Raw genomic sequence first — 19763 nt, forward strand, 5'->3', positions numbered from 1 at the left:
TACCAGCGGTAGAAGCCAGCGTTGCATAGACCGTATAACCGAGACCCTACATGCCCAGCCAAGATGAGATTTTGAAAGCCAAAATTTTGGTCGTCGACGATTCACCCGACAATGTCGACCTGATGCTGGAAATCCTGCGCGATGCCGGTTACACCAACGTCACGGCCACCATGCGCCCGGCCCAGGTCTGCCCCCTGCACCAGGAACATTGCTACGACTTGATCCTGCTGGACTTGCAGATGCCCGAGCTGAATGGTTTCCAGGTCATGAAAGGCTTGAAGGAGATCGAGCATGGCGGCTACCTGCCCGTGCTGGCCCTGACGGCGCAGCCCAGCTTCAAGATCGCCGCCCTGGAAGCGGGCGCGCGCGACTTCATCAGCAAACCGTTCGACCTGATGGAAGTGCACAAGCGCATCCATAACATGCTGGAAGTGCGCCTGCTGTACAAGGAACTGGCGCAATACAGCAAGCAGCAGCAGGAGCTGGCCCTGCACGATCCGTTGACGGGCTTGCCCAACCGGCGCCTGCTGGAAGACCGCATCGAGCACACCTTGCAGCATTCGGCCCGCAACCGGGGCAAGTCGGCCATCCTGTACCTGGACCTGGACGGCTTCAAGGCCATCAACGACAGCTACGGCCACGGCTATGGCGATGAAATCCTGAAAATGGTGGCGGCGCGCCTGGTGGGCGCCTCGCGCAAGGAAGACACGGTGGCGCGCATCGGCGGCGATGAATTCGTCATCGTGCTGGGCAACCTGGCTGGCAAGGGCGACGCGCGCGAGCCGGCCGCCAAGCTGATCGAAGTCATTTCCGAACCGTATTTCATCAACGACCTCACCCTGCGCCTGTCGACCAGCATCGGCATCGCCATCTACCCGGACGATGCCTGCTCCGTCGAAGCGCTGCTGGGCGCGGCCGACACGGCCCTGTATGAAGCCAAGCGCGCCGGCAAGAACCGCTTTTGCTGTTCGCCCCACGAAGTGATCGTGCCACAGGTGAACGTGCAGAAAAGCAGCATTCCCTCGATCGCCTGAGCCGCGGGCGGGGCGATCGACGCAAAAAAACCGGGCGCCTTGACGGCTGCCCGGTTTTTTTACGTTTTACTGCTTATTTCTTGGCTGCCGCCGCTTCATGCTTGCCGGCATGCTGGTGATCCGTTTGCGCATCCACGGTGTCGGGCGACACTTCGATGCGCGTGATGCCCGCATCGACGGAAATGGGATCGCTGGCGGGGAACGTCATTTCCACGGCATCGTCCAGCAGCTCTTCCTTGGCCCGCTCTTCGCCGCTCATGCCCTCTTCATCGGCAAGAATGGCCAGCGCGCTGGCCCATTTGACGAAATTGAGATTGGACAATTCGCGCACGGTGGTCACGCCAAACGCCTGCTGCAAGGCCTTGGCATCTTTCGCGCTGACACCGCGCAAGGCGCTGATGGGGGCGTTGACGATGTCGCGGAAGCTTTTGTCGAGGTATTCCTTGTCGACGATGGTTTCGATATTCATGGCATGTCCTTTCGTTTCTATGAGTGGGCCTGCACCGCGGTGGCGGCCATGCTGCGTGGAGATGATGCACGCCCCCACTATGGCAGGGGTGCCTGGCCAGGTATGTGCGCAACCGTACGTAACTGCGGGTCCGCTCGCCCATGCCGGCAGAATGCCTGAAGTTTCCTATTGCACAAAAATGATGAGAGGAGATTAAAATTGCCGAAAAGACAGAAATTTTCCATCCATGCGCCCTGCGATGGAATCATCATGTATGATCCACAACTTGAATTTGGTCCTCTCCTTTCACCATTCACGGGGCGCTATGTCCGCACAAACAGATCCGAACCAGGAAACGGCCCAGGCCGATGCGGAACGCGCCGCCGATCTCAGCGAGTTGCTGGGGCATGTCAATACCAGCTGGGACAATGAACGGCGCGCCCTGTCGCGCCAGCTGCACGACAGCCTGGGCTCGTCGCTGACGGCGCTGACCATGCACTTGTCGCTGCTGACGCAAAAGATGCCGCAGGAAGCGGCCTTGCTGGACCGCGCGGCGACGATGAAGCAGCTGCTGCTGAATGTGATCGAAACCAACCGCCAGATGCAGATGAAGCTGTGGAACGACAAGCTGGAATTTCTTGGCGTGAATGTGGCACTGAGCGAACTGGCCGCGCAATTTGCCGAACAGCACAAGATGACCGTGCGCTGCAGCCTGCCGGAAGATGAGCTGATCTGTCCGCGCAACGTGGGCGTGGCCCTGCTGCGCACCCTGGAAGAAGCGCTGAGCAACATCGCCGCCCACGCGCAAGCCACCGAAGTGGACATCATCATCGACGACAACGAGGAAGCGCTGATGATGACCGTCAAGGACAACGGCGTGGGCTTGCCCACGCATGCCCCTGTCGAGATGAGCAAGCACGGCTTGCGCTCCGTGCGCGAGCGCGTGCACTACCTGGGCGGCACCCTGAGCCTGGCGGCCAACCCGCAAGGCGGCACGGCCCTGAGCGTGATTCTTCCCCGTATTACCCCGAAAGAATAAGTTGCCTGCCGCCTCAGCGCGGCAGCCCTGCCACCGCCTGCGGCAGCACCAGCTGCGCGGCCAGCGCGGCGCGAGGATCCGCCAGGCTGCCCAGGCGGCCATCGAGCAGGCGCAGGAAGTATCCCACGCGCAGCACATCCGTCAATTGCTGCATCAATGCCACGTCAGCCAGGTGGGCCTGGGTCAACGCCAGCGCCAGCAGGCTTTGCCAGATATCGTCTTGCGCCGTTGTCCAGGCGCTCGACGCGAGGAAGGTGCCGGGCGGCTGCGCCAGTTCCCCATGCACCTTAGCCAGCAAGGCATCGCGCGGCAATTCGCCAGGCAACAGCGCCAGTTCCGTGCGCCACAAGGGAAAGCGCAGCAGCGGCGCCGGCAGCGCCTCCAGGCTGGCGATGAAACTGGCCCTGGCGTATCCGTCCATGCGGAAATGCATGGCATGGCGCCTTCTTTCACCGGCAGCATCCTCGCCCGTGCACGACAGCAGCAGCTGGTAAAAGTCCAGCCTGTCCGGCTCCAGCCCCAGGCTCTCCAGGGTCATGTAGTTGAGCAAGGCAGGATCGCCTGGCACGGCGGACTGCGTGGAAATATCATGCATGGCGCACTTTCGGCAAGGTGGTGATCGGAGTGTGCGCCAAGTATAGAGGGTTTTTCCAGCCTCGCGCCGCGCCCTGCCGCGCATCGGCTACACTGGGACGTGATCTTATCAACGAGGGGAAACCGCATGCAACGAAGCATAACGGCCTTGCTGGCGGCGCTGCTGGCCATGGGCGTGGCCCAGGCCGCCGAAAAAACCGTGCCGCCGCCCGACACGGTCGACAAGCTGGCGTGGCTGGCCGGCTGCTGGCTGGCCGATGGCGCCGAACCGGGCTCCGGCGAACAGTGGAGCACGGCCGCCGGCGGCACCATCCTGGGCACCGGCCGCACCGTCAAGGGCGGCAAGACGACAGAATTCGAGTTCATGCAGATCCGTATCACGGAGCCGGGCCAGCTGGCCTACATCGTGCAGCCCTCGGGCCAGCCACCCGTGATTTTCAACCTGCTGCGCCAGGAGAAGCCGAACGAGTTCATCTTCGCCAACCTGGACAATGATTTTCCCAGCCGCATCATCTACCGCCACGACAGCGAGCGCATCTTGCACGCCAGCATCGTGGGTACATTGAAGGGCAAGCTCACCACCATAGCCTTTCCCATGACGCGGGGCCGCTGCGAGACGGCCCCCGTCGCGCGCGGCAAATAACAAGGGGCCTCGCGGCCCCTTGTTTACTGTGTTGCGAATGGCTTAGTGCAGCTTGACTTGCGGCGTGCTGCGCTTGATCAGGAAACGGCCCATGGCCATGACGGCCGTGCGCACGCTGCCCAGCACGGCATTGTGGTGCATCAGGTGCAGGCTCACGTACATCATGCGCGCGACAAACCCTTCGACGAACCAGCTCAGGCCCTTCAGCGACCCCATCAGCGTGCCCACCGAGGTGGTGCGGCCGAAGGACACGAGCGAGCCGTAATCGAGGTATTCATACGGTTTCGTTTGCGGCGGCTTGCCCTTGGCTTGCAGCAGGAAGGTTTTCAGCAAATAATCGGCTTGCTGGTGGGCAGCCTGGGCCCGTGGCGGCACCAGCTTGCCATCGGGGCCGGCACAGGCGGCGCAGTCGCCCAGCGCGAAGATGTTCGCATGGCCCTGCACGTTGAGCATGCCCGTCACTTCCAGCTGGCCGGCGCGGTTGGTCGGCAAGCCCAGGGTCGACAGGAACTCCGGCGCGCGGATGCCGGCCGCCCACACGCAGATGTCGGCCGCGTAGCTGGTGCCGCTGGCCACCGTCACCTTGTCGGGGTCGATAGCCGTCACGCGCGTGTCCGTCACCACCGTGATGCCATGCTGGTGCAGCAGTTTCGACGCGGCGATGGAGACGCGCTCGGGCAGCGGCGCCAGGATGCGCGGCGCGCCTTCGAGCAAGGTGATGCGCACGTCCTTGATGGCGTTGAGATTCTGGAAACCATAGGCCGCGTACACGCTGCTCGCTTCGCGCAGTTCGGCCGCCAGTTCCACGCCCGTGGCGCCGCCGCCGATGATGACGATATCGACGCCGGGATGGCCCGCGTCGCCCTGGCGCTGCTCGGCCATGGCCAGCAGCTTGAGCAGGGTCAGGCGGAAACGTTCCGCGTCTTCCGTGGCGTTCAGGGAAATCGTGTTTTCCTTGGCGCCGGGCACGCCAAAGTAATTCGAGGTACTGCCCACGGCCAGCACCAGCTGGTTGTAGCCGATTTGCCGCTGCGGCAAGAGCTGCTCGTCCTTGTCCGTGGCGATGGCGCCCACGGTCAGACTGTTCGAGGCGGCGTCGAGCGCGATCAGGGGACCGTAGACATAGGTAAAGCCATTGTCATGCGCCAGCATCTGGTACGACAGGCCCTCCTGGTGGATGTCCAGGGTGCCGGCCGCCACCTCATGCAGCGAGGGTTTCCAGATATGGTAGAGGCGGCTGTCGACCAGGGTCACCTGGCCGGCGCCGAGCTTGCGGCTGAGTTTACAGGCCAGCTCCAGGCCGCCTGCTCCGCCACCTACGATTACGATTTTACTATGCAAAGATCCTCCGATTGACTAACTTAATTCCTGTGGTCGTTGCCCCGATCGCCGCGGTTGCCGTGGCCATTGTCGCCCTTGCCTGGCTTGTTGCCTGGACCATGGCCGTTGCCGTGGTCATTGCCTGGGCGATTGCCGTGGTCATTGCCAGGGCGTCCCGGGCGGTTGCCATTGTCGTGATGGTCGCCTGGGCGGTCCGGCCGGCCATGCTGCGGCTGCGGCGGACGTCCGCCGGGACGGCCATAGTGGTGGTCGGGATGCTGCTGGCGATAACGGGGCACATACTGGTTGTTATACCAACTATCCTGGACGAAATAAACTTCTTGGTTACAGGCATTATACTTGCGGCAGTGCTTGGACCAGTTTTTCGCGTGGCCTGGCGGCACGCGCAGGTAGATCGGGCGTCCCGCATAGTACGCCGGGCGCTCCACGATGATCGGTTGCGGGTACAGCAGTTGCGGTGCGGGATAGTCGCCCACATCGATGCGCCCGTAAAAGCCGGGCTGGCCGATATTGATGGACACGCCCACTTGCGCCAGGGCGCCGGTGGCGGCCGACAGCAAGGCGGCGGCAAGTATCAGGTTCTTCATGGAGGCACTCCTTCTATTGGTTATATCTCATTGTAGACCTTGTGCAAAAACAAGTTTGTACGCAAGGACACATAAGGGAGTGCCATACTTTCACCACAATTTGCCTAAGGGCACGACAAAACCGCTGAACAGCGACCAGTCCGGCGACGCGCCCGTCAACCCTCTTGCCATGCCGACATCGATGGCCAGGCGCGGCGTGGGATTGTAAGTGGCGGCCAGCAACAGCTGGGCCGTGGCGGCGGCGCCGCGCAGGCGCGTGCCCGAGAGTTCCGCCGTGGCGCCCCAGCGCGCGCTGACGGGAGTGGAAAATGAAGCCGCCCAGCCCGTTTGCACGGTGCCCGTGCCGGGGTCGGACGCGCCAAGGCGCGTGGCGTTCAGGTTGGCATCCATGTGCACGGCGCCCAGGTCGCGGCTGACAATGCCATTGAGCGACACATCGCTCTTGCCGCTGCCGATCGCATCCTTGGCCGTCGGCGCCTTCCAGCCCAGTTCCAGGCCCAGGGCCGTGGCGCTGTCGAGCACGAACGCGCGCTTGAGCACCAGGGTCGTGTCGCCCACGCCCGTCTCGCGCCGGCCCGTGTCGTCGCGCGCCCGCACATAGCCCTCGCCTTCGAGCAGGAGTCCCCATGCGGGCGTGAACGCCAGCTTGAACGTATACGGCAGGCTGGCGCGGCGCGCATCGCCCGTTTTCGTCGACAGGCCGCCCGCTTCGAATTCCAGCTGGCCCGGCGCGGGCAGCTGCGCGGGACTGGCAACGGAGGGCCGGTACGGCAGCACGGGATCGCCGTCCTGCGCCTGCGCCAGGGGCGCCAGCAGCAGGGACAGGATCAGCAACGGGATGGCAGGAGACGGCATGGCAGGCCCATGGTGGCAAACGATAGCCACAGCCTACCACCGTCGTGGCAATGGCGCGCGGGCAAGCGGCTTCAGGCCAGGCGCCGCACGCCCTGGCGCGATACGGCGGCCGGGCGGCGCAGCGGCGTTACATTGTTTGCGGGCGGCACGGCGATGCGTTCCGCTTGCGCATGCAGGCGGAACACGCCCACCAGCTCCGTCAGGGTCTGCGCCTGGTCTTGCAGCGATTCGGCGGCAGCGGCAGCCTCTTCGACGAGGGCCGCGTTTTGCTGCGTCACCTGGTCCATCTGCAGCACGGCCTGGTTGACTTGTTCGATGCCGGCGCTTTGCTCGGCGCTGGCAGCCGTGATTTCCTGCATGATGTCGGCCACCTGGCGCACGCTGATCACCACTTCATCCATCGTCTTGCCCGCATCATGCACGAGCTTGGCACCGGCTTCCACCTGGTCGACGGAGTCACCGATCAGGGTCTTGATTTCCTTGGCGGCACTGGCCGACCGCTGGGCCAGATTGCGCACCTCGGCCGCCACGACGGCGAAACCGCGCCCCTCCTCGCCCGCCCGCGCCGCTTCCACGGCCGCGTTCAAGGCGAGGATATTCGTCTGGAAGGCGATGCCGTCGATGACGCTGATGATGTCGACGATCTTGCGCGACGACGCATTGATCGATTCCATCGTCTGCACCACCTGCCCCACCACGGCGCCGCCCTTGCCCGCCACCTCGGAGGCGGCGCCGGCCAGCACATTGGCCTGGCGCGCATTGTCCGCGTTCTGGCGCACGGCCGAGGTCAGCTGTTCCATCGACGACGCCGTTTCTTCCAGGGAACTGGCCTGCTCTTCCGTGCGGGACGACAGGTCCAGGTTGCCCTGGGCGATTTCGCCGGAGGCCGTATTGATCGTGTCCGTACCCGAGCGCACCTGGCTGACGATGCCCACCAGCTTGTCACGCATGGTTTTCATGGCAAACAGCAAACTGCTGCTGTCGTGGCTGGCCGTGCGGATATCCACGGTCAGGTCGCCTTCGGCAATGGCGCCGGCGATCTGCACGGCATACGCCGGCTCGCCGCCCAGCTGGCGCGTCAGTGCCCGCGTGATCAGCGCCCCCAGCGCCAGCCCCGCCGCCACGCTGCCCAGCACCAGCGCGATCATGAAGCTGCGGCTGGTCTGGTACACGCTGGAGGCCTGCTCGGCAGCCGCCTTGGCACGCTCTTCCTTCTGCAAGGACAGTTTATCCAGCACTGCGTCGAGCTCGTCGGCATGCTGGCGCGTCTTGTTCAGCAATTCCGTCAGCTGGGCGCTGCGCTGCGCCAGCGGTTCGGCCGCCGCCAGCACCAGCGACTGCTGCAGGGTGCTCGCGTATTCCGCTTCGACGGCGGCAAAGCGGGCAAACAGTTCCTTGGCCGCCTGCGTGACGAACAGCGGCTGGGCCTTGGCCAGGTTGCTCCTGTTCTGCTCCAGGTATTTGGCGATATCGGCCTGGCGCCCCGCGCGCTCTTCGCTGGTGGTGGCCAACAGGAAATTGCCGCGCGCGCGGCCCACCTTGATCAGGGCGATATTGGCTTCCTTGATGTACGACAGGCCCAGCAGCTCGTTGTTGTACATCTGCCCCGCCATGGTGTCGATCTTGCCCATGTTGAAGATGCCGATGCCGGCCACGATGGCACCCATCAGGGCCACACAGAAAAACGCCGCCAGCAGGCGCGTTCCCACCTTCATTTGATTCAACATGATTTTTCCCTTTCAGCCTTGCCCCCACGCCACTGTCTTGCACAGCGGCGCTTGCGTATCACGGGGTCGATCAGCGTTTCAAAGAAACGTAATGGCTTGAATATAAAGAAAAAAAGGCAGATAAAATGCTCGGATTGTCACTAAGCGACAATTCCTTGATATGAAGCAACATGGATAACGGCTTGCCGTGCTAGGCAAGCCGTCCATGACACTTAATGGCCCGCGTGGCCGCTCGGCTTGCGCACCGTCATCTCGACCCCGCCCTTGGCGACCGGCTTGCCCGCGCCCTGGCCGCGCACCGGTTCCGGCAAGGCGCCCGTCCATTCATAGGCAAGGGTGCCGGCCGGATGCTTATACCAGCCCGGGTCGCGGTAATCGCCCGGTTTCTGGTCCTTGCGCACTTTCACCGTGGTAAACATGCCGCCCATGCCGATGGCGCCGAACGGGCCGTCTCCCGCCATCATCGGCAAGGTGTTGTCGGGGATCGGCATCTGCATTTCGCCCATGTCGGCCATGCCCCGCTCGCCCATCACCATGTAGCCGGGCACCAGCTGGTTGATCTTCGCCGCCACGCCCTGGTGGTCGACGCCGATCATGGTCGGTACGTCATGCCCCATGGCATTCATCGTATGGTGCGACTTATGGCAGTGGAAGGCCCAGTCACCCAGGTCGGTGGCCATAAACTCCACGGCGCGCATCTGGCCCACGGCCACGTCCGTCGTCACTTCGGGCCAGCGCGACTCGGGGCGCGTCCAGCCGCCGTCCGTGCCCGTCACCTCGAATTCATGGCCATGCATGTGGATCGGATGATTCGTCATGGTCAGATTGCCCACGCGCACGCGCACCTTGTCGCCCTGGCGCACCACCATCGGGTCGATGCCGGGGAAGACGCGGCTGTTGAAGGTGAACAGATTAAAATCCGTCATGGTCATGATCTTCGGCGTGTAGCTGCCCGGATCGATGTCGTAATTACTCAGCAAGAAGACGAAATCGCGGTCCACCTTCATGAAATTCGGGTCTTTCGGATGCGTCACCCAGAAACCCATCATGCCCATGGCCATCTGCGTCATTTCATCGGCATGCGGGTGGTACATGAAGGTGCCGGGCCGCTTGGCGACGAATTCGTAGACAAAGGTCTTGCCCGGGGCGATGCCGGGCTGGGTCAGGCCCGTGACGCCGTCCATGCCGTTGGGCAAGCGCTGGCCATGCCAGTGCACGCTGGTGTGTTCCGGCAATTTATTGGTGACGAAGATGCGCACGCGGTCGCCCTCCACCACTTCGATGGTGGGACCGGGCGACTGGCCGTTGTAGCCCCACAGGTTCGCTTGCATGCCGGGCGCCAGTTCGCGCACGACGGGTTCCGCCACCAGGTGAAATTCCTTGACGTTGTTGTTCATGCGCCAGGGCAAGGACCAGCCGTTCAGGGTAACGACGGGGTTGTACGGGCGTCCGTTCGGCGGCGGTGGCGGCGCCTTGGTATCCGCGCCGGCCATGCTGACGGCTTCCGGCAGGGACGCCGCACCCACGCGGCTGACGGCTGCCGCACTCAGGGCGACGGCGCCCGCATTCATGAAAAAGTTTCTACGTGTAATCATCATTAATCCTTTGCCGCAGTGGCCGCGCCTGGGCCGCTGCCATTGATGGCCGACTGCAATTCGGTTTGGGCGATCCAGAAATCGCGCTGGGTGTCGATGGCGCCGTTCACGCTGGCCACCTGCTCGCGCGCGTCGGCCAGCAGTTCGAAGACGCTGGCCAGCATGCCGTTGTAGCGCAGCAGCACTTCATGCGAAATCGTCTTGCGCAGCGGAACGACTTCATCGCGGTAGTGCCGCGCCAGGTCGTAGGCCGTGCGGTAGCTGGAATACGCCTCGCGCACTTCCGAGCGGGCCTTGACGGCCGTGCCCGCCGTGCGCTGCAGCGACTGTTCATACAAAGCTTGCGCCTTGGCATTGCGCGCCGTGCCCCAGTCGAACAGGGGCAGCTCCAGCGACACTTCGTAGCCGTTTTCGCGCGGCGCCTCGCTCGTGCTCTTGTTGGTGTAGCCCGCGTCGAGCACGTTGACGAACCCCGTCACCTTCGACAGGCCCAGCGCATCGGCCGTCGCATGCGCGTCGAGCTTCGCTCTTTGCACGTCGAGGCGCTGCTCCATGGCTTGCGCCTCGATATTGCCCGCTTCCGCTGGCGCGGCCGGCAAGTCGGGCAGGCGCTGCGGCAAGGTAAACGCCGTTTGCTTGCCCCACAGGCCCAGCAAGCGCGTCAGGTGTTCGCGCGTGGCCGTGGCCTGGTGGCGCGCGCGGGCCAGGTCGCTGACGGCGTCCGCATAAAACACTTGCTGGCGCGCCTGGTCGAGGCGGCTCCAGTTGCCCGCCTGCTGCAGGCGCGTGGCCAGCTCGGCGCCCGCCTCGGCCGACACGAGCGCCCGCTGCATGAACTGCTCCGTCTGCGCGGCGGCCACCGCGTTGAAATAGGCGCGGCGCACATCGGCCGCCAGCTGCACGGCACTGCTGGCCGCCTGCAGCTTGGCTTGCTCGAAACGGCCCCGTTCGATATTCATGCGCAGCGGCATGGTCAGCAGGCCGGCCAGGTCGACGCTGACGCCGCGGTCGATTTCATTGCCATGGCTGCCGTGCGAGCGGCCGAACGACAGGCCCGGGTTGCGCAAGCGCCCCGCCTGCACCAGGTCCGCCTCGGACGCGCCCAGCTCGGCCAGCGCCACTTTCAAGGTGTGGTTGTTCATCAGGGCGATGCGCACGGCACTGTCGGCATCCAGGGGCTGGGCCAGCAGCTGCGCCAGCCTGGCGTCCGCATTCCCGGCGGCCAGGGCGTCGGGGGCGCCCGTGCGGGCGTCGGCCAGCGCCGCGACGGCCTGCATGCCGCCATCCTGGCTGAAGCTGGCGCAGCCGCCCAGCAGCAAAACGGCCGCCAGCGCCAATGGCGTCAGACAAGTTGATTTATTCAAGCGGGCCATCTCAGTGTCCTTCGTGGTGGTGTTGCGGCGCGGGCTTGCCGGCCGGCTGGGGCATGGCGTGGTCCATCGGCATCTTGTCCATCGGCATAGCGTGGCCGTCCATCTTGTGGCCTGGCATCTTGTGGCCCTCCATCTTCATCATGCCCATGTGCCCGCCAGCGTCGCCCACTTTCCGGTTCAGGGCGCGCCAGGTCTGGTCGGGCGTGGCATCGTCCTCGGCGGCGGGACGGTAGCCGTCGAAGGCGGAGCGGTAGGTGGTGGCCGGCACGGCGGCTTGCGCCTCCTGCGGGGCGGCGGCGGACTGGACAGGCGCGACGGCGGAAGCGGCCAGCGGCACGGCCAGCGCAACGCCGGCGGCCAGCGCGAGGCTAAGTAATGGCTTCATGGTATTCCTTGAGTGACAGGGTATGGCGCGGCAGGCGCGCGGTGGAACGCTGGCGTGCCATCGCCACGTGCAGGGACGTGCGGCGGCGCACCGCCAGGTTCACGGGCGGTCAGGCGGAGTGCGTGCTTCTCGGGGGGCGTTCGGGACCAGCAGGGATATGCCCGGCGAACAGGGAGTCAGGCGCCAGCGCCGGTGGCGGCGCGCGCAGGGTCAGGGCATGCAGCGCGGGCATGCCGGGCGGCGCCGTCGCGCCCGCGGTGCAAGCGCCATGGTTGCCGCAATCGTGGCCCTGATGGCTGGCGGCGCCATCGTCCATGGCCATTTTCATGGGCACGGGCTGGTCCGCCATTTGCATGCCGGCCATGTCGGCCATGCTGTGGCAATGCTGGACTTGTGCCTGCGCCGCCGTGACGGCGATGGCCTCCAGCGGCTCGTCCACGCAGCAGCTGCGCATGGCCGACGCAAAGCCCTGCAAGGGCAGCGTCACGGCCAGCAGCCACAGCAGCGAGTGGGCGAGAGAGCGGAAAAAGGCACGGTTCATGGCAGGACTATAAACCTTCCCACATGAGGAAGGTCAAGCCCCATTTGCGCTGCGCTCAGTGCGTCAGCCAGATAACGTACGCGCCATGATAGCCTTCTCCCTCGAACACGGCATGGCCGTCGGCAAACGAGACCGTGTGCACGTGATTGATGGTGAAATAGGCGCGCCTGTCGGCCGTCTCCACATCGCCCCAATAGCGGGCATCGGGTGAACGGTAGCCGCTGGCGCGGCCGATGGCCGCCATCAGGTCGCCGATCATGAAATCGACCAGCATCTCGGCCAGCAGCGGCCGGTGGCCCGCCAGCATGGCCGTGATGTCCGGGTAGCCCGCGTCCCTGAGCGCGGGCAAGTCGCTTTCCGCATACGCGGCGTCGTCTTCGCGGCAGGTTTGCACGAAGCTGTTGAAGGGCTCGTCGAGCAGAGGCGCCAGCGCCGCTTCCGGCACGCGCAGGCGGAACGGGTGCAGCGGCAGCTCGCTGCGCTGGCCATAATTGAGTTCGCGGCAGCCCAGGAAGGCCAGCGCGTGCGGCCGTCCATCGACGTCGCAGCGGATGCCCGGTTCTTGCTCAAACGTCATTGCCATCCATCCCTGCCATGCCTGCTGCCCTCCTTCTGCGTCCCAGGGCCACATGGTAAGCGCTGACGCGCAAACGGAACAGGCTCAGAAGCAACAGAAAACAGCGTATCAGTTTGTGCCGCACGACAATACCGTCAGGCCGGCTCCGTGATGCCCACGCAGTTGCGGCCGTTTTCCTTGGCCACGTACAGGGCCGCATCGGCAGCCAGCAGCACGGCGTCCATGCCGCCAACTTCCTGTTCCGACGACACCACGCCCAGCGAGACCGTGATGGCGCCCGCGCCGGCGATCACGGCGGCGGCCACCTTGGCGCGCAGGCGCTCGGCCACCTGGATGGCCACGTCGAGGTCGGCGTCTGGCAGCAGCATGATGAATTCATCGCCGCCGTTGCGGCACAGCACGTCGGCATCGCGCGAACAGGCGCGCATCAGCTGCGCCAGGCGCAGGATGACGTCGTCGCCCACGGCATGGCCCCAGCGGTCATTGACTTGCTTGAAATGGTCGATATCGATGGCGATGACGGAGAACGGCCGCGCCTGCGCCTGCCAGGCGTCCAGCGCCGCCGCCATGCCGCGCCGGTTCGACAGGCCCGTCAGCGGGTCCGTCTGCACGTCGGACTTCAGCTTGCCGATCTTGCTCTGCAGCAGCGCCAGCCCCTTCAGCAAGGCTTTCTTGATCTGCGCCGCTTCCACGTACCAAGAGCGGATGGCGGCCAGCTGTTCCGCCGTGCCCGGCGCATCCATGCGCCGCGCGCCCTCGGCCAGCTGCACCAGCGGGCGCGAAATCAGGTTCGCCAGCCACCAGATGAACGGCAGGGTCAGCAACGCGATCGGCAGCGAATGCCAGACCGTGTTGGCCATCAGCTGCTTCAGCGGCGCCAGGGTCATGGCCGTCGGGCGCTGCGCCACGATGCCCCAGCCTGTCGACGGCATGACGGCATAGCCGGCCAGCATATCCACGCCCAGGCTGTTGGCCATGCGCCGGCTGCCGCCGCCCTGCCGCGCGATGATGGCATCGATGACTTCATTGCTGCCGGCCAGGTCGCCCAGGCGCGCCGGGTCGGGGTGGTACAGCAGGCGCCGCTTCTGGTCCACCACATACAGGTAGGAGCCGTCGCGGTAGTAATGCTGGCCCAGCATGGTGTACAGGATATTTTTCTGTTTCAGATAGATGCTGCCGCCCACATAGCCCAGGTAGCGCCCATCCCTGCCGACGATGGGATGCGAGATGAACACCACCAGGTTGCCAGCGGAGGAAATATACGGCTGCGTGACGAGGGGACGGCGCTCGCGCAGCGCCTGTACGGCGCCGGCCGAATCGAGCTGGCGGTGTTTCAGGGCCAGGGTTTCCGGCGACACGCCCAGCACCTTGCCCTGGGCATCGACGATCAGCACGGAGTTAAAACTGTTGGTTTGCAGGCGCAGCCGCTGCGCCTCGGCCGTCAGCCAGGCGTCGTCCTCCATGCGCGACGGCAGGCTGCCCGCGCTGTACGCCAGCTGCTGGCGCGCCGACTGCAAAAAGTCCTCGGCCGTGCTGGCCAGCTTGCTCGCATACGCATGGTTCGCTTCCAGGGTCGTATCGATCAGCAGCTGGCGCTGCACGCGGTAGCTGGCATAAAAGGTGTTCGCCAGGGACACCAGGGCACTGGCGAAGGCCACGAGCACGATCAAACGGCGCAAATTCATGCGCAGAACAGGTTTAGTCCACATGGCGTCAGCAGAGAGGGGAAAGTATTGCGCGAAAGAAAGTGCGCATTATACCGAGTAAAACGTGCCAAAAAGGAAATTCTAGCAGCCAGGCAAGAGGAATGTGTACAGGCGGCAACGGGTTGCGTTGCCGCCTTGATATGCATCAAGGACGATGCGTCAAATACACCGCATCAGGCGTGGATGGCGTGTTTCTTGACCCAGTCCACATAGCGCTGCATCCAGCCCTGGAAGAAGCCCAGGCTGGCGGGACCGATGCCGCCATGCTCGTCAAACAGGCCATCCTTGGCCTGGATGAACATCTCGGGCTGGCCCAGCAGCGGCACGTCCAGGTAGGCAAGCACGTTGCGCAAATGCTGCTGCGCCAGCGCCGTGCCCGTGGCGCCCACGGACACGCCCAGCACGGCGCCCGGCTTGCCGCCCCACACGCTCTGGCCGTACGGACGCGAACCGTGGTCGAGCGCGTTTTTCAGCACGCCGGGGATCGAGCGGTTGTATTCGGGAGTGAGGAAGAGCAAGGCTTGCGCATCGGCGATCTCGGTCTTCAGGCGCAGCACCTGCTCGGCCTGCGCGCCGTCGTCGTCCTGGTTATACAGCGGCAGGTCGCCGATTTCGATGTGTTTGAAGGAAAATTCAGGCGGCGCCAGCTTGATGATGGCTTCGGCCAGCTTGCGGTTGAAGGAATCCTTGCGCAGGCTGCCGACGATGATTGCAACGTTATATTGACTCATAAAAATCCCCGCTGATGGTGAAAAAATAGCCCTGGAGTGAATGTCACTACAGGGCTATCTTGCCACACAATCATCGCTTTTGCGCTGCGGCGCCGCCTGGCGTGCGGCACCGGCGCGCCTGAAAAAATGCTCAGGGCCAGCCGCCGTGCCGAAGACAGTACGCAGGTACGGCTAGGCAAGGCAACAACGCCATGGGCGTTCTGGCAGCCCGGCGCGCCAGAAAAAATGCTCATGGCCAGGCGCCTTGCCGAAGACAGTACGCAGGTACGGCTAGGCAAGGCAACAACGCCATGGGCGTTTTGGCAGGCGCGCTAGCGTGCCAGGCCCTGGTACTCGCGGTAATAGCGCCCGCCCAGGTTGGTCAACACCTCATAGCCGATGGTATTGGCCATGGCAGCCACGGCGTCGACCGGATGTTCGGCGCAGATCAGGTCGACCAGGCTGCCCGGCGCCACGCGCTCGCTGGCGATGGCGCTCACGTCCAGGGTGATGGAATCCATGGAAATGGCGCCGATCTGCGGCACCTTCACGCCATCGACGATGGCCAGGCCCTGGTTGCTCATGCTGCGCAGCCAGCCATCGGCGTAGCCGACGGAGACGGTGGCCACCTGACGCGGCTCGCTGGCCGTGTAGCGGCGGCTGTAGCCCACGTGGTCGCCGGCGGCAATCGTGCGCGTCTGCATGATCTTGCCCTGCAGGCGCACCACCGGGTGCAGCGGATTGGGCGCATCCGCATGCGGCGCGATGCCGTACAGGGCCGCGCCCGGACGCACGAGGTCGAAGTGATAGGCGGGCGACAAAAAGATGCCCGAGGAATTGGCCAGGCTGGCGCGGTACTGCGGCAGGCGGGCGCGGATGGCGGTGAAACGGGCCAGCTGCTCGCCATTCATGGGATTGCTCCGCTCGTCGGCGCACGCCAGGTGGCTCATGATGTAGCGCACCTTGATGCCATCAAGAAAGTGAGGATCAAGCAGCCAGGCGTCGATTTCCTGCGGCGACAAGCCCATGCGCGACATGCCCGTATCGACCTGCACGATGGCGTCCAGCGTGCTGCCCAGCGCCTGCGCATGCTGGCGCCAGCCCGCCACCTGCGGCTCGCTGTTGAGCACGGGAATCAGGCCGTGGGCCGTGAATGCGCCTTCCGTGCCGACGGGCGGGCCGTGCAGCACGAAGATGGCGGCGTCGGGCGCCACGTGCGGGCGCAGGCTGATGCCCTCTTCCAGGTGGGCCACGAAGAAATGGCGGCAGCCCTCTTCATACAGGGCCGCGCCCACCTGGGCGGCGCCCAGGCCGTAGGCGTCGGACTTCACGACGGCCGAGCAGGCGGCCGGGTGCGCCTTGTCGCGCAGCAGGCGGTAGTTGGCGCGCACGGCGCCGAGGTCCACCGTCAGGATGGCGCCGCTACGTTCCTTGGGAGGCATGCTGGCGCCCATGTCAAGCCGCCGCGTGTTGCAGTTTGCCCTGGGCCTGCGCGCCGCTGTAGCGGCTGACGGACAGGTCGTCGGCCAGGATGGCCGGCTTTTTCGACGACATCAGGTCGGCCAGCAATTGCGCCGAGCCGCAGGACATGGTCCAGCCCAGGGTGCCGTGGCCCGTGTTCAGGAACAGGTTGCGCAGCGGCGTGCGGCCGACGATGGGCGTGCCGTCCGGCGTCATCGGGCGCAGGCCCGTCCAGAAGGTGGCTTCGGCCGTGTTGCCGCCGCCGGGGAACAGGTCGTTGACGACCATTTCCAGGGTTTCGCGGCGGCGCGGGTTCAGTGCCAGGTTGTAGCCGGCGATTTCCGCCATGCCGCCCACGCGGATGCGGTCGTCGAAACGCGTCACGGCGATCTTGTAGGTTTCATCGAGGATGGTCGACACGGGCGCCTTGGCGGCGTTGACGATCGGCACGGTGATGGAATAGCCCTTCAATGGATACACGGGAATGTCGAGCAGCGGCTTCATGAAGCCCGTCGAGTAGGAGCCCAACGCCACGACGTAGGAATCGGCCTTGACGATTTCCGCGCCGCATTGCACGCCGGCGATTTCGTCGCCCTGCGTCAGCAGCGCGTCGATCGCCACGCCATAGCGGAACTTCACGCCCAGCGCCACGGCCATTTCCGACAGACGCGTGGTAAACAACTGGCAATCGCCCGTTTCATCGTTGGGCAGGCGCAGGCCGCCGTACAGCTTGTCTTTCACCGCTTCGAGGGCCGGTTCCGCGCGCGACAGTTCGTCGCGCTGCAGGACTTCATACGGCACGCCCGCGTCTTTCAGCACTTCGATATCTTTCGCCGCATCGTTGTATTGTTTTTCAGTGCGGAACAATTGCATCGTGCCTTGCTGCCGGCCTTCATAGGTGATGCCCGCTTCGGCGCGCAGCACCTTGAAGCAGTCGCGGCTGTATTCGGCCAGGCGCACCATGCGTTCCTTGTTCACGGCATACGCTTCCGGTGTGCAATTACGCAACATCTGCCACATCCATTTCAGCTGGGCGGCACTGCCGTCGAGCGAGATGGCCAGCGGCGCGTGGCGCTGCATCATCCACTTCACGGCCTTCAGCGGAATGCCGGGCGCCGCCCATGGCGAGGCGTAGCCGGGCGAGATCTGCCCCGCATTCGCGAAGCTGGTTTCCAGTGCCGGGCCCGGCTGGCGGTCGATGACGGTCACATCGTGCCCTGCCTTGGCCAGATAGTAAGCACTGGTGACGCCGATGACGCCGCTACCCAGAATCACAATACGCATAGTTTCCTCAATTATATTTATGGCTAGTGCCAGATTAACCGCTATCATATTGGGAAAGAGCCAGTATTTGTTCACGTATAAATCGAGATATTCAGCAATAAATCATGAGAATCCTTAAAGAATCGGCACGTGGCCTCGACAAGCTGGACCGCCACATCCTGCGCATCCTGCAACAGGACGGCCGCATCTCGATGAAAGACCTCGGAGAACAGGTGGGCTTGTCCATCACGCCCTGCATCGAGCGGGTCAAGCGCATGGAGCGCGACGGCGTCATCACCGGCTATCACGCCAAGGTGAACCCGGCCGCGCTGGGCGCCAAGTTGCTCGTCTTTGTCGAGATTACGCTGAATCAGAAATCCGCGTCCGCCTTCGAGCAATTCCGCCGCGAAGTGCTGCAGATTCCCGAGGTGCAGGAATGCCATCTGGTATCGGGCGATTTCGATTACCTGATCAAGGCGCGCATCCATGAAATGGCCGAATACCGCAAGCTGCTGGGCGACATGCTGCTGCAACTGCCCGGTGCCGCGCAATCGAAAAGCTATGTGGTGATGGAAGAAATCAAGGAAACCCTGGCACTCTCGACGGAAGTACTGCAAAACCGCTGAAGGTACTGCGAGACAGTACCGACAGCGCCGAAATATGCGACTTTGTATAATCTTGTAGCACATTCGCTGCCACGCAAGCACACTCCAGTCCTGACATCACGCCCGTCCCCTCTGAGATTGGAAGCAGTGATGCACACTGGGAGTCCCTATGAACACATTGATAAAACTGGCAGCTTCCTGCCTCGCGGGCCTGGCCGTGGCCATGTGCACCGCCAGTGAATACAAAGTCAACCGCGCGCCGGCCAACGGCGCCATCTATCAAAACATTACCGTCGGCAAGACCACCCGCCTCGACCTCGATGCGGCGCTGGGCAACGCCACCGTCGTCAGCTTCGATCCCGGCTATGAAGTGTGGGTCTACAAGAACCAGCTGCAAACGCCGGGCGTCACGCGGCTGATCCCCCTGCTGGGCGAAAAAGGCACGCGCGAAGTGGCCGTCATGTTCGACCAGGCCGGCATCGTCAGGAAATTTCGCATACACGAGCCGAGGAAGTAGTCCAGTAACATTGGCAGGCGCAAACCGGCGCAGGCATTGCGCTGCCGCCAGCCCGCGCGACAATGAACGCGCGCCGCCGGCCAGGCTGGCTATACTGTCTGCTGGCTCCGGCCACCCACCGTCCACTACCCCAGCAAGGAGTTTGCATGCGCCTGCCCCTGATCGCTCCGCAAGACCTGACGCCCGCACAAAAGCCGCTGTATGACGACATGCGCAAAGGCATCACCAGCAATTTCAATGATTTCATCGCCGTGCGCGACGACGGCGCCCTGATGGGGCCATGGAATCCGTGGCTGCACGAACCGGCCATCGGCAAGGCCATCTGGGACCTGACCCTGGCCATGACGGCCAACGCCACGCTGCCCGACAAGGTGCGCCAGATTGCCATCCTGGTGGTCGGCGCGCGCTACAACGCCGCCTATGAAATCTACGCCCACATCGCCGTCGCCGAGCGCGAAGGCATGTCGGCCGAGCGCCTGGCCACCTTGGTGGCCGACGTCAAGCCGGTCGACCTGGACCAGCATGAAAGCATCGCCTACGACCTGGCCTATGCGCTCAGCGGCGGCGGCACGCTGCCGGAGCCGCTGTACCGGCTGGCGCTGGCCACCTTTGGCCAGCATGGCACCAACGAGCTGATCTATCTGGTGGGCCTGTACGCGCTGGTCTCGACCACGCTGAACGGCTTCAACGTGCCGGTGCCGGAACGCGACTGAAGGGGCTTGCCCTGCCCCGCCCACGGCGCGCGCCCCTTCAGGCCGCCGC

At 64.3% G+C, this 19763-nt stretch carries 21 protein-coding genes; 6 read left to right on the forward strand and 15 right to left on the reverse strand.

The features are described 5' to 3' along the window. Window positions 1-50: 50 nt before the first annotated feature. Window positions 51-1034: a response regulator gene (locus tag ACZ92H_RS06330; protein WP_131373049.1), complete on the forward strand. Its 984-nt coding sequence runs from the start codon at window positions 51-53 to the stop codon at window positions 1032-1034. A gap of 73 nt (window positions 1035-1107) precedes the next feature. Here the strand turns inward: ACZ92H_RS06330 and ACZ92H_RS06335 are convergent, their stop codons facing one another. After that, window positions 1108-1503 (reverse strand): hypothetical protein, encoded by a 396-nt coding sequence (locus ACZ92H_RS06335; RefSeq protein WP_131373048.1) that lies wholly within the window; start codon window positions 1501-1503, stop codon window positions 1108-1110. A gap of 304 nt (window positions 1504-1807) precedes the next feature. Between ACZ92H_RS06335 and ACZ92H_RS06340 the strand changes: the two genes are divergently transcribed. Then, entirely contained in the window at window positions 1808-2521 is a 714-nt protein-coding gene (locus ACZ92H_RS06340) for a sensor histidine kinase (protein WP_465048717.1), read from the forward strand. A 13-nt stretch (window positions 2522-2534) separates the two neighbouring features. Here ACZ92H_RS06340 and ACZ92H_RS06345 read toward each other — a convergent pair whose 3' ends face one another. Further along, on the reverse strand, window positions 2535-3116 hold the full coding sequence (locus ACZ92H_RS06345) for a hypothetical protein (RefSeq protein ID WP_465048718.1): 582 nt from the start codon (window positions 3114-3116) through the stop codon (window positions 2535-2537). Window positions 3117-3242: 126 nt separating this feature from the next. On the opposite strand from ACZ92H_RS06345, the gene ACZ92H_RS06350 reads away from it, so the two are divergent. After that, window positions 3243-3758, forward strand: a complete 516-nt coding sequence (locus ACZ92H_RS06350) for a DUF6265 family protein (RefSeq protein ID WP_465048719.1) — start codon at window positions 3243-3245, stop codon at window positions 3756-3758. Window positions 3759-3800: 42 nt separating this feature from the next. Here the strand turns inward: ACZ92H_RS06350 and ACZ92H_RS06355 are convergent, their stop codons facing one another. The 13 genes from ACZ92H_RS06355 to ACZ92H_RS06415 form a co-directional block, all read right to left on the reverse strand. After that, entirely contained in the window at window positions 3801-5099 is a 1299-nt protein-coding gene (locus ACZ92H_RS06355; protein ID WP_465048720.1) for an NAD(P)/FAD-dependent oxidoreductase, read from the reverse strand. Between the two features lie 20 nt (window positions 5100-5119). Further along, on the reverse strand, window positions 5120-5686 hold the full coding sequence (locus tag ACZ92H_RS06360; protein ID WP_465048721.1) for a hypothetical protein: 567 nt from the start codon (window positions 5684-5686) through the stop codon (window positions 5120-5122). A 90-nt stretch (window positions 5687-5776) separates the two neighbouring features. Then, on the reverse strand, window positions 5777-6541 hold the full coding sequence (locus tag ACZ92H_RS06365; RefSeq protein WP_465048722.1) for a transporter: 765 nt from the start codon (window positions 6539-6541) through the stop codon (window positions 5777-5779). A gap of 71 nt (window positions 6542-6612) precedes the next feature. Beyond that, complete coding sequence (locus ACZ92H_RS06370; protein WP_465048723.1) at window positions 6613-8268, reverse strand: methyl-accepting chemotaxis protein; 1656 nt, start codon at window positions 8266-8268, stop codon at window positions 6613-6615. A 212-nt stretch (window positions 8269-8480) separates the two neighbouring features. Beyond that, a complete protein-coding gene (locus tag ACZ92H_RS06375) occupies window positions 8481-9863 on the reverse strand; it encodes a multicopper oxidase family protein (RefSeq protein WP_465048724.1) in 1383 nt (460 codons plus the stop codon). A 2-nt stretch (window positions 9864-9865) separates the two neighbouring features. Continuing rightward, complete coding sequence (locus tag ACZ92H_RS06380; protein ID WP_465048725.1) at window positions 9866-11236, reverse strand: TolC family protein; 1371 nt, start codon at window positions 11234-11236, stop codon at window positions 9866-9868. A gap of 1 nt (window position 11237) precedes the next feature. Next, entirely contained in the window at window positions 11238-11621 is a 384-nt protein-coding gene (locus ACZ92H_RS06385) for a hypothetical protein (RefSeq protein ID WP_465048726.1), read from the reverse strand. A gap of 109 nt (window positions 11622-11730) precedes the next feature. After that, on the reverse strand, window positions 11731-12162 hold the full coding sequence (locus ACZ92H_RS06390; RefSeq protein ID WP_465048727.1) for a hypothetical protein: 432 nt from the start codon (window positions 12160-12162) through the stop codon (window positions 11731-11733). A 55-nt stretch (window positions 12163-12217) separates the two neighbouring features. Beyond that, window positions 12218-12739 (reverse strand): hypothetical protein, encoded by a 522-nt coding sequence (locus tag ACZ92H_RS06395; protein ID WP_131373038.1) that lies wholly within the window; start codon window positions 12737-12739, stop codon window positions 12218-12220. A gap of 134 nt (window positions 12740-12873) precedes the next feature. Beyond that, window positions 12874-14424, reverse strand: coding sequence for a diguanylate cyclase (locus ACZ92H_RS06400; protein ID WP_465048728.1), 1551 nt, complete (start codon window positions 14422-14424; stop codon window positions 12874-12876). A gap of 194 nt (window positions 14425-14618) precedes the next feature. Continuing rightward, on the reverse strand, window positions 14619-15176 hold the full coding sequence (locus tag ACZ92H_RS06405; RefSeq protein WP_131373036.1) for an NADPH-dependent FMN reductase: 558 nt from the start codon (window positions 15174-15176) through the stop codon (window positions 14619-14621). Window positions 15177-15487: 311 nt separating this feature from the next. Continuing rightward, window positions 15488-16597 (reverse strand): alanine racemase, encoded by a 1110-nt coding sequence (alr, locus tag ACZ92H_RS06410; protein ID WP_465048729.1) that lies wholly within the window; start codon window positions 16595-16597, stop codon window positions 15488-15490. A gap of 13 nt (window positions 16598-16610) precedes the next feature. Continuing rightward, complete coding sequence (locus ACZ92H_RS06415) at window positions 16611-17900, reverse strand: D-amino acid dehydrogenase (RefSeq protein ID WP_131373034.1); 1290 nt, start codon at window positions 17898-17900, stop codon at window positions 16611-16613. 104 nt (window positions 17901-18004) lie between these two features. Between ACZ92H_RS06415 and ACZ92H_RS06420 the strand changes: the two genes are divergently transcribed. From ACZ92H_RS06420 to ACZ92H_RS06430, 3 genes are all read left to right on the forward strand, one after another. Next, window positions 18005-18505, forward strand: a complete 501-nt coding sequence (locus ACZ92H_RS06420) for an Lrp/AsnC ligand binding domain-containing protein (RefSeq protein ID WP_071322999.1) — start codon at window positions 18005-18007, stop codon at window positions 18503-18505. 148 nt (window positions 18506-18653) lie between these two features. After that, entirely contained in the window at window positions 18654-19001 is a 348-nt protein-coding gene (locus tag ACZ92H_RS06425; protein ID WP_131373033.1) for a hypothetical protein, read from the forward strand. Window positions 19002-19147: 146 nt separating this feature from the next. Next, entirely contained in the window at window positions 19148-19714 is a 567-nt protein-coding gene (locus ACZ92H_RS06430; protein ID WP_131373032.1) for a carboxymuconolactone decarboxylase family protein, read from the forward strand. Window positions 19715-19763: the final 49 nt, after the last annotated feature.

This window comes from Janthinobacterium foliorum, from assembly GCF_978021625.1.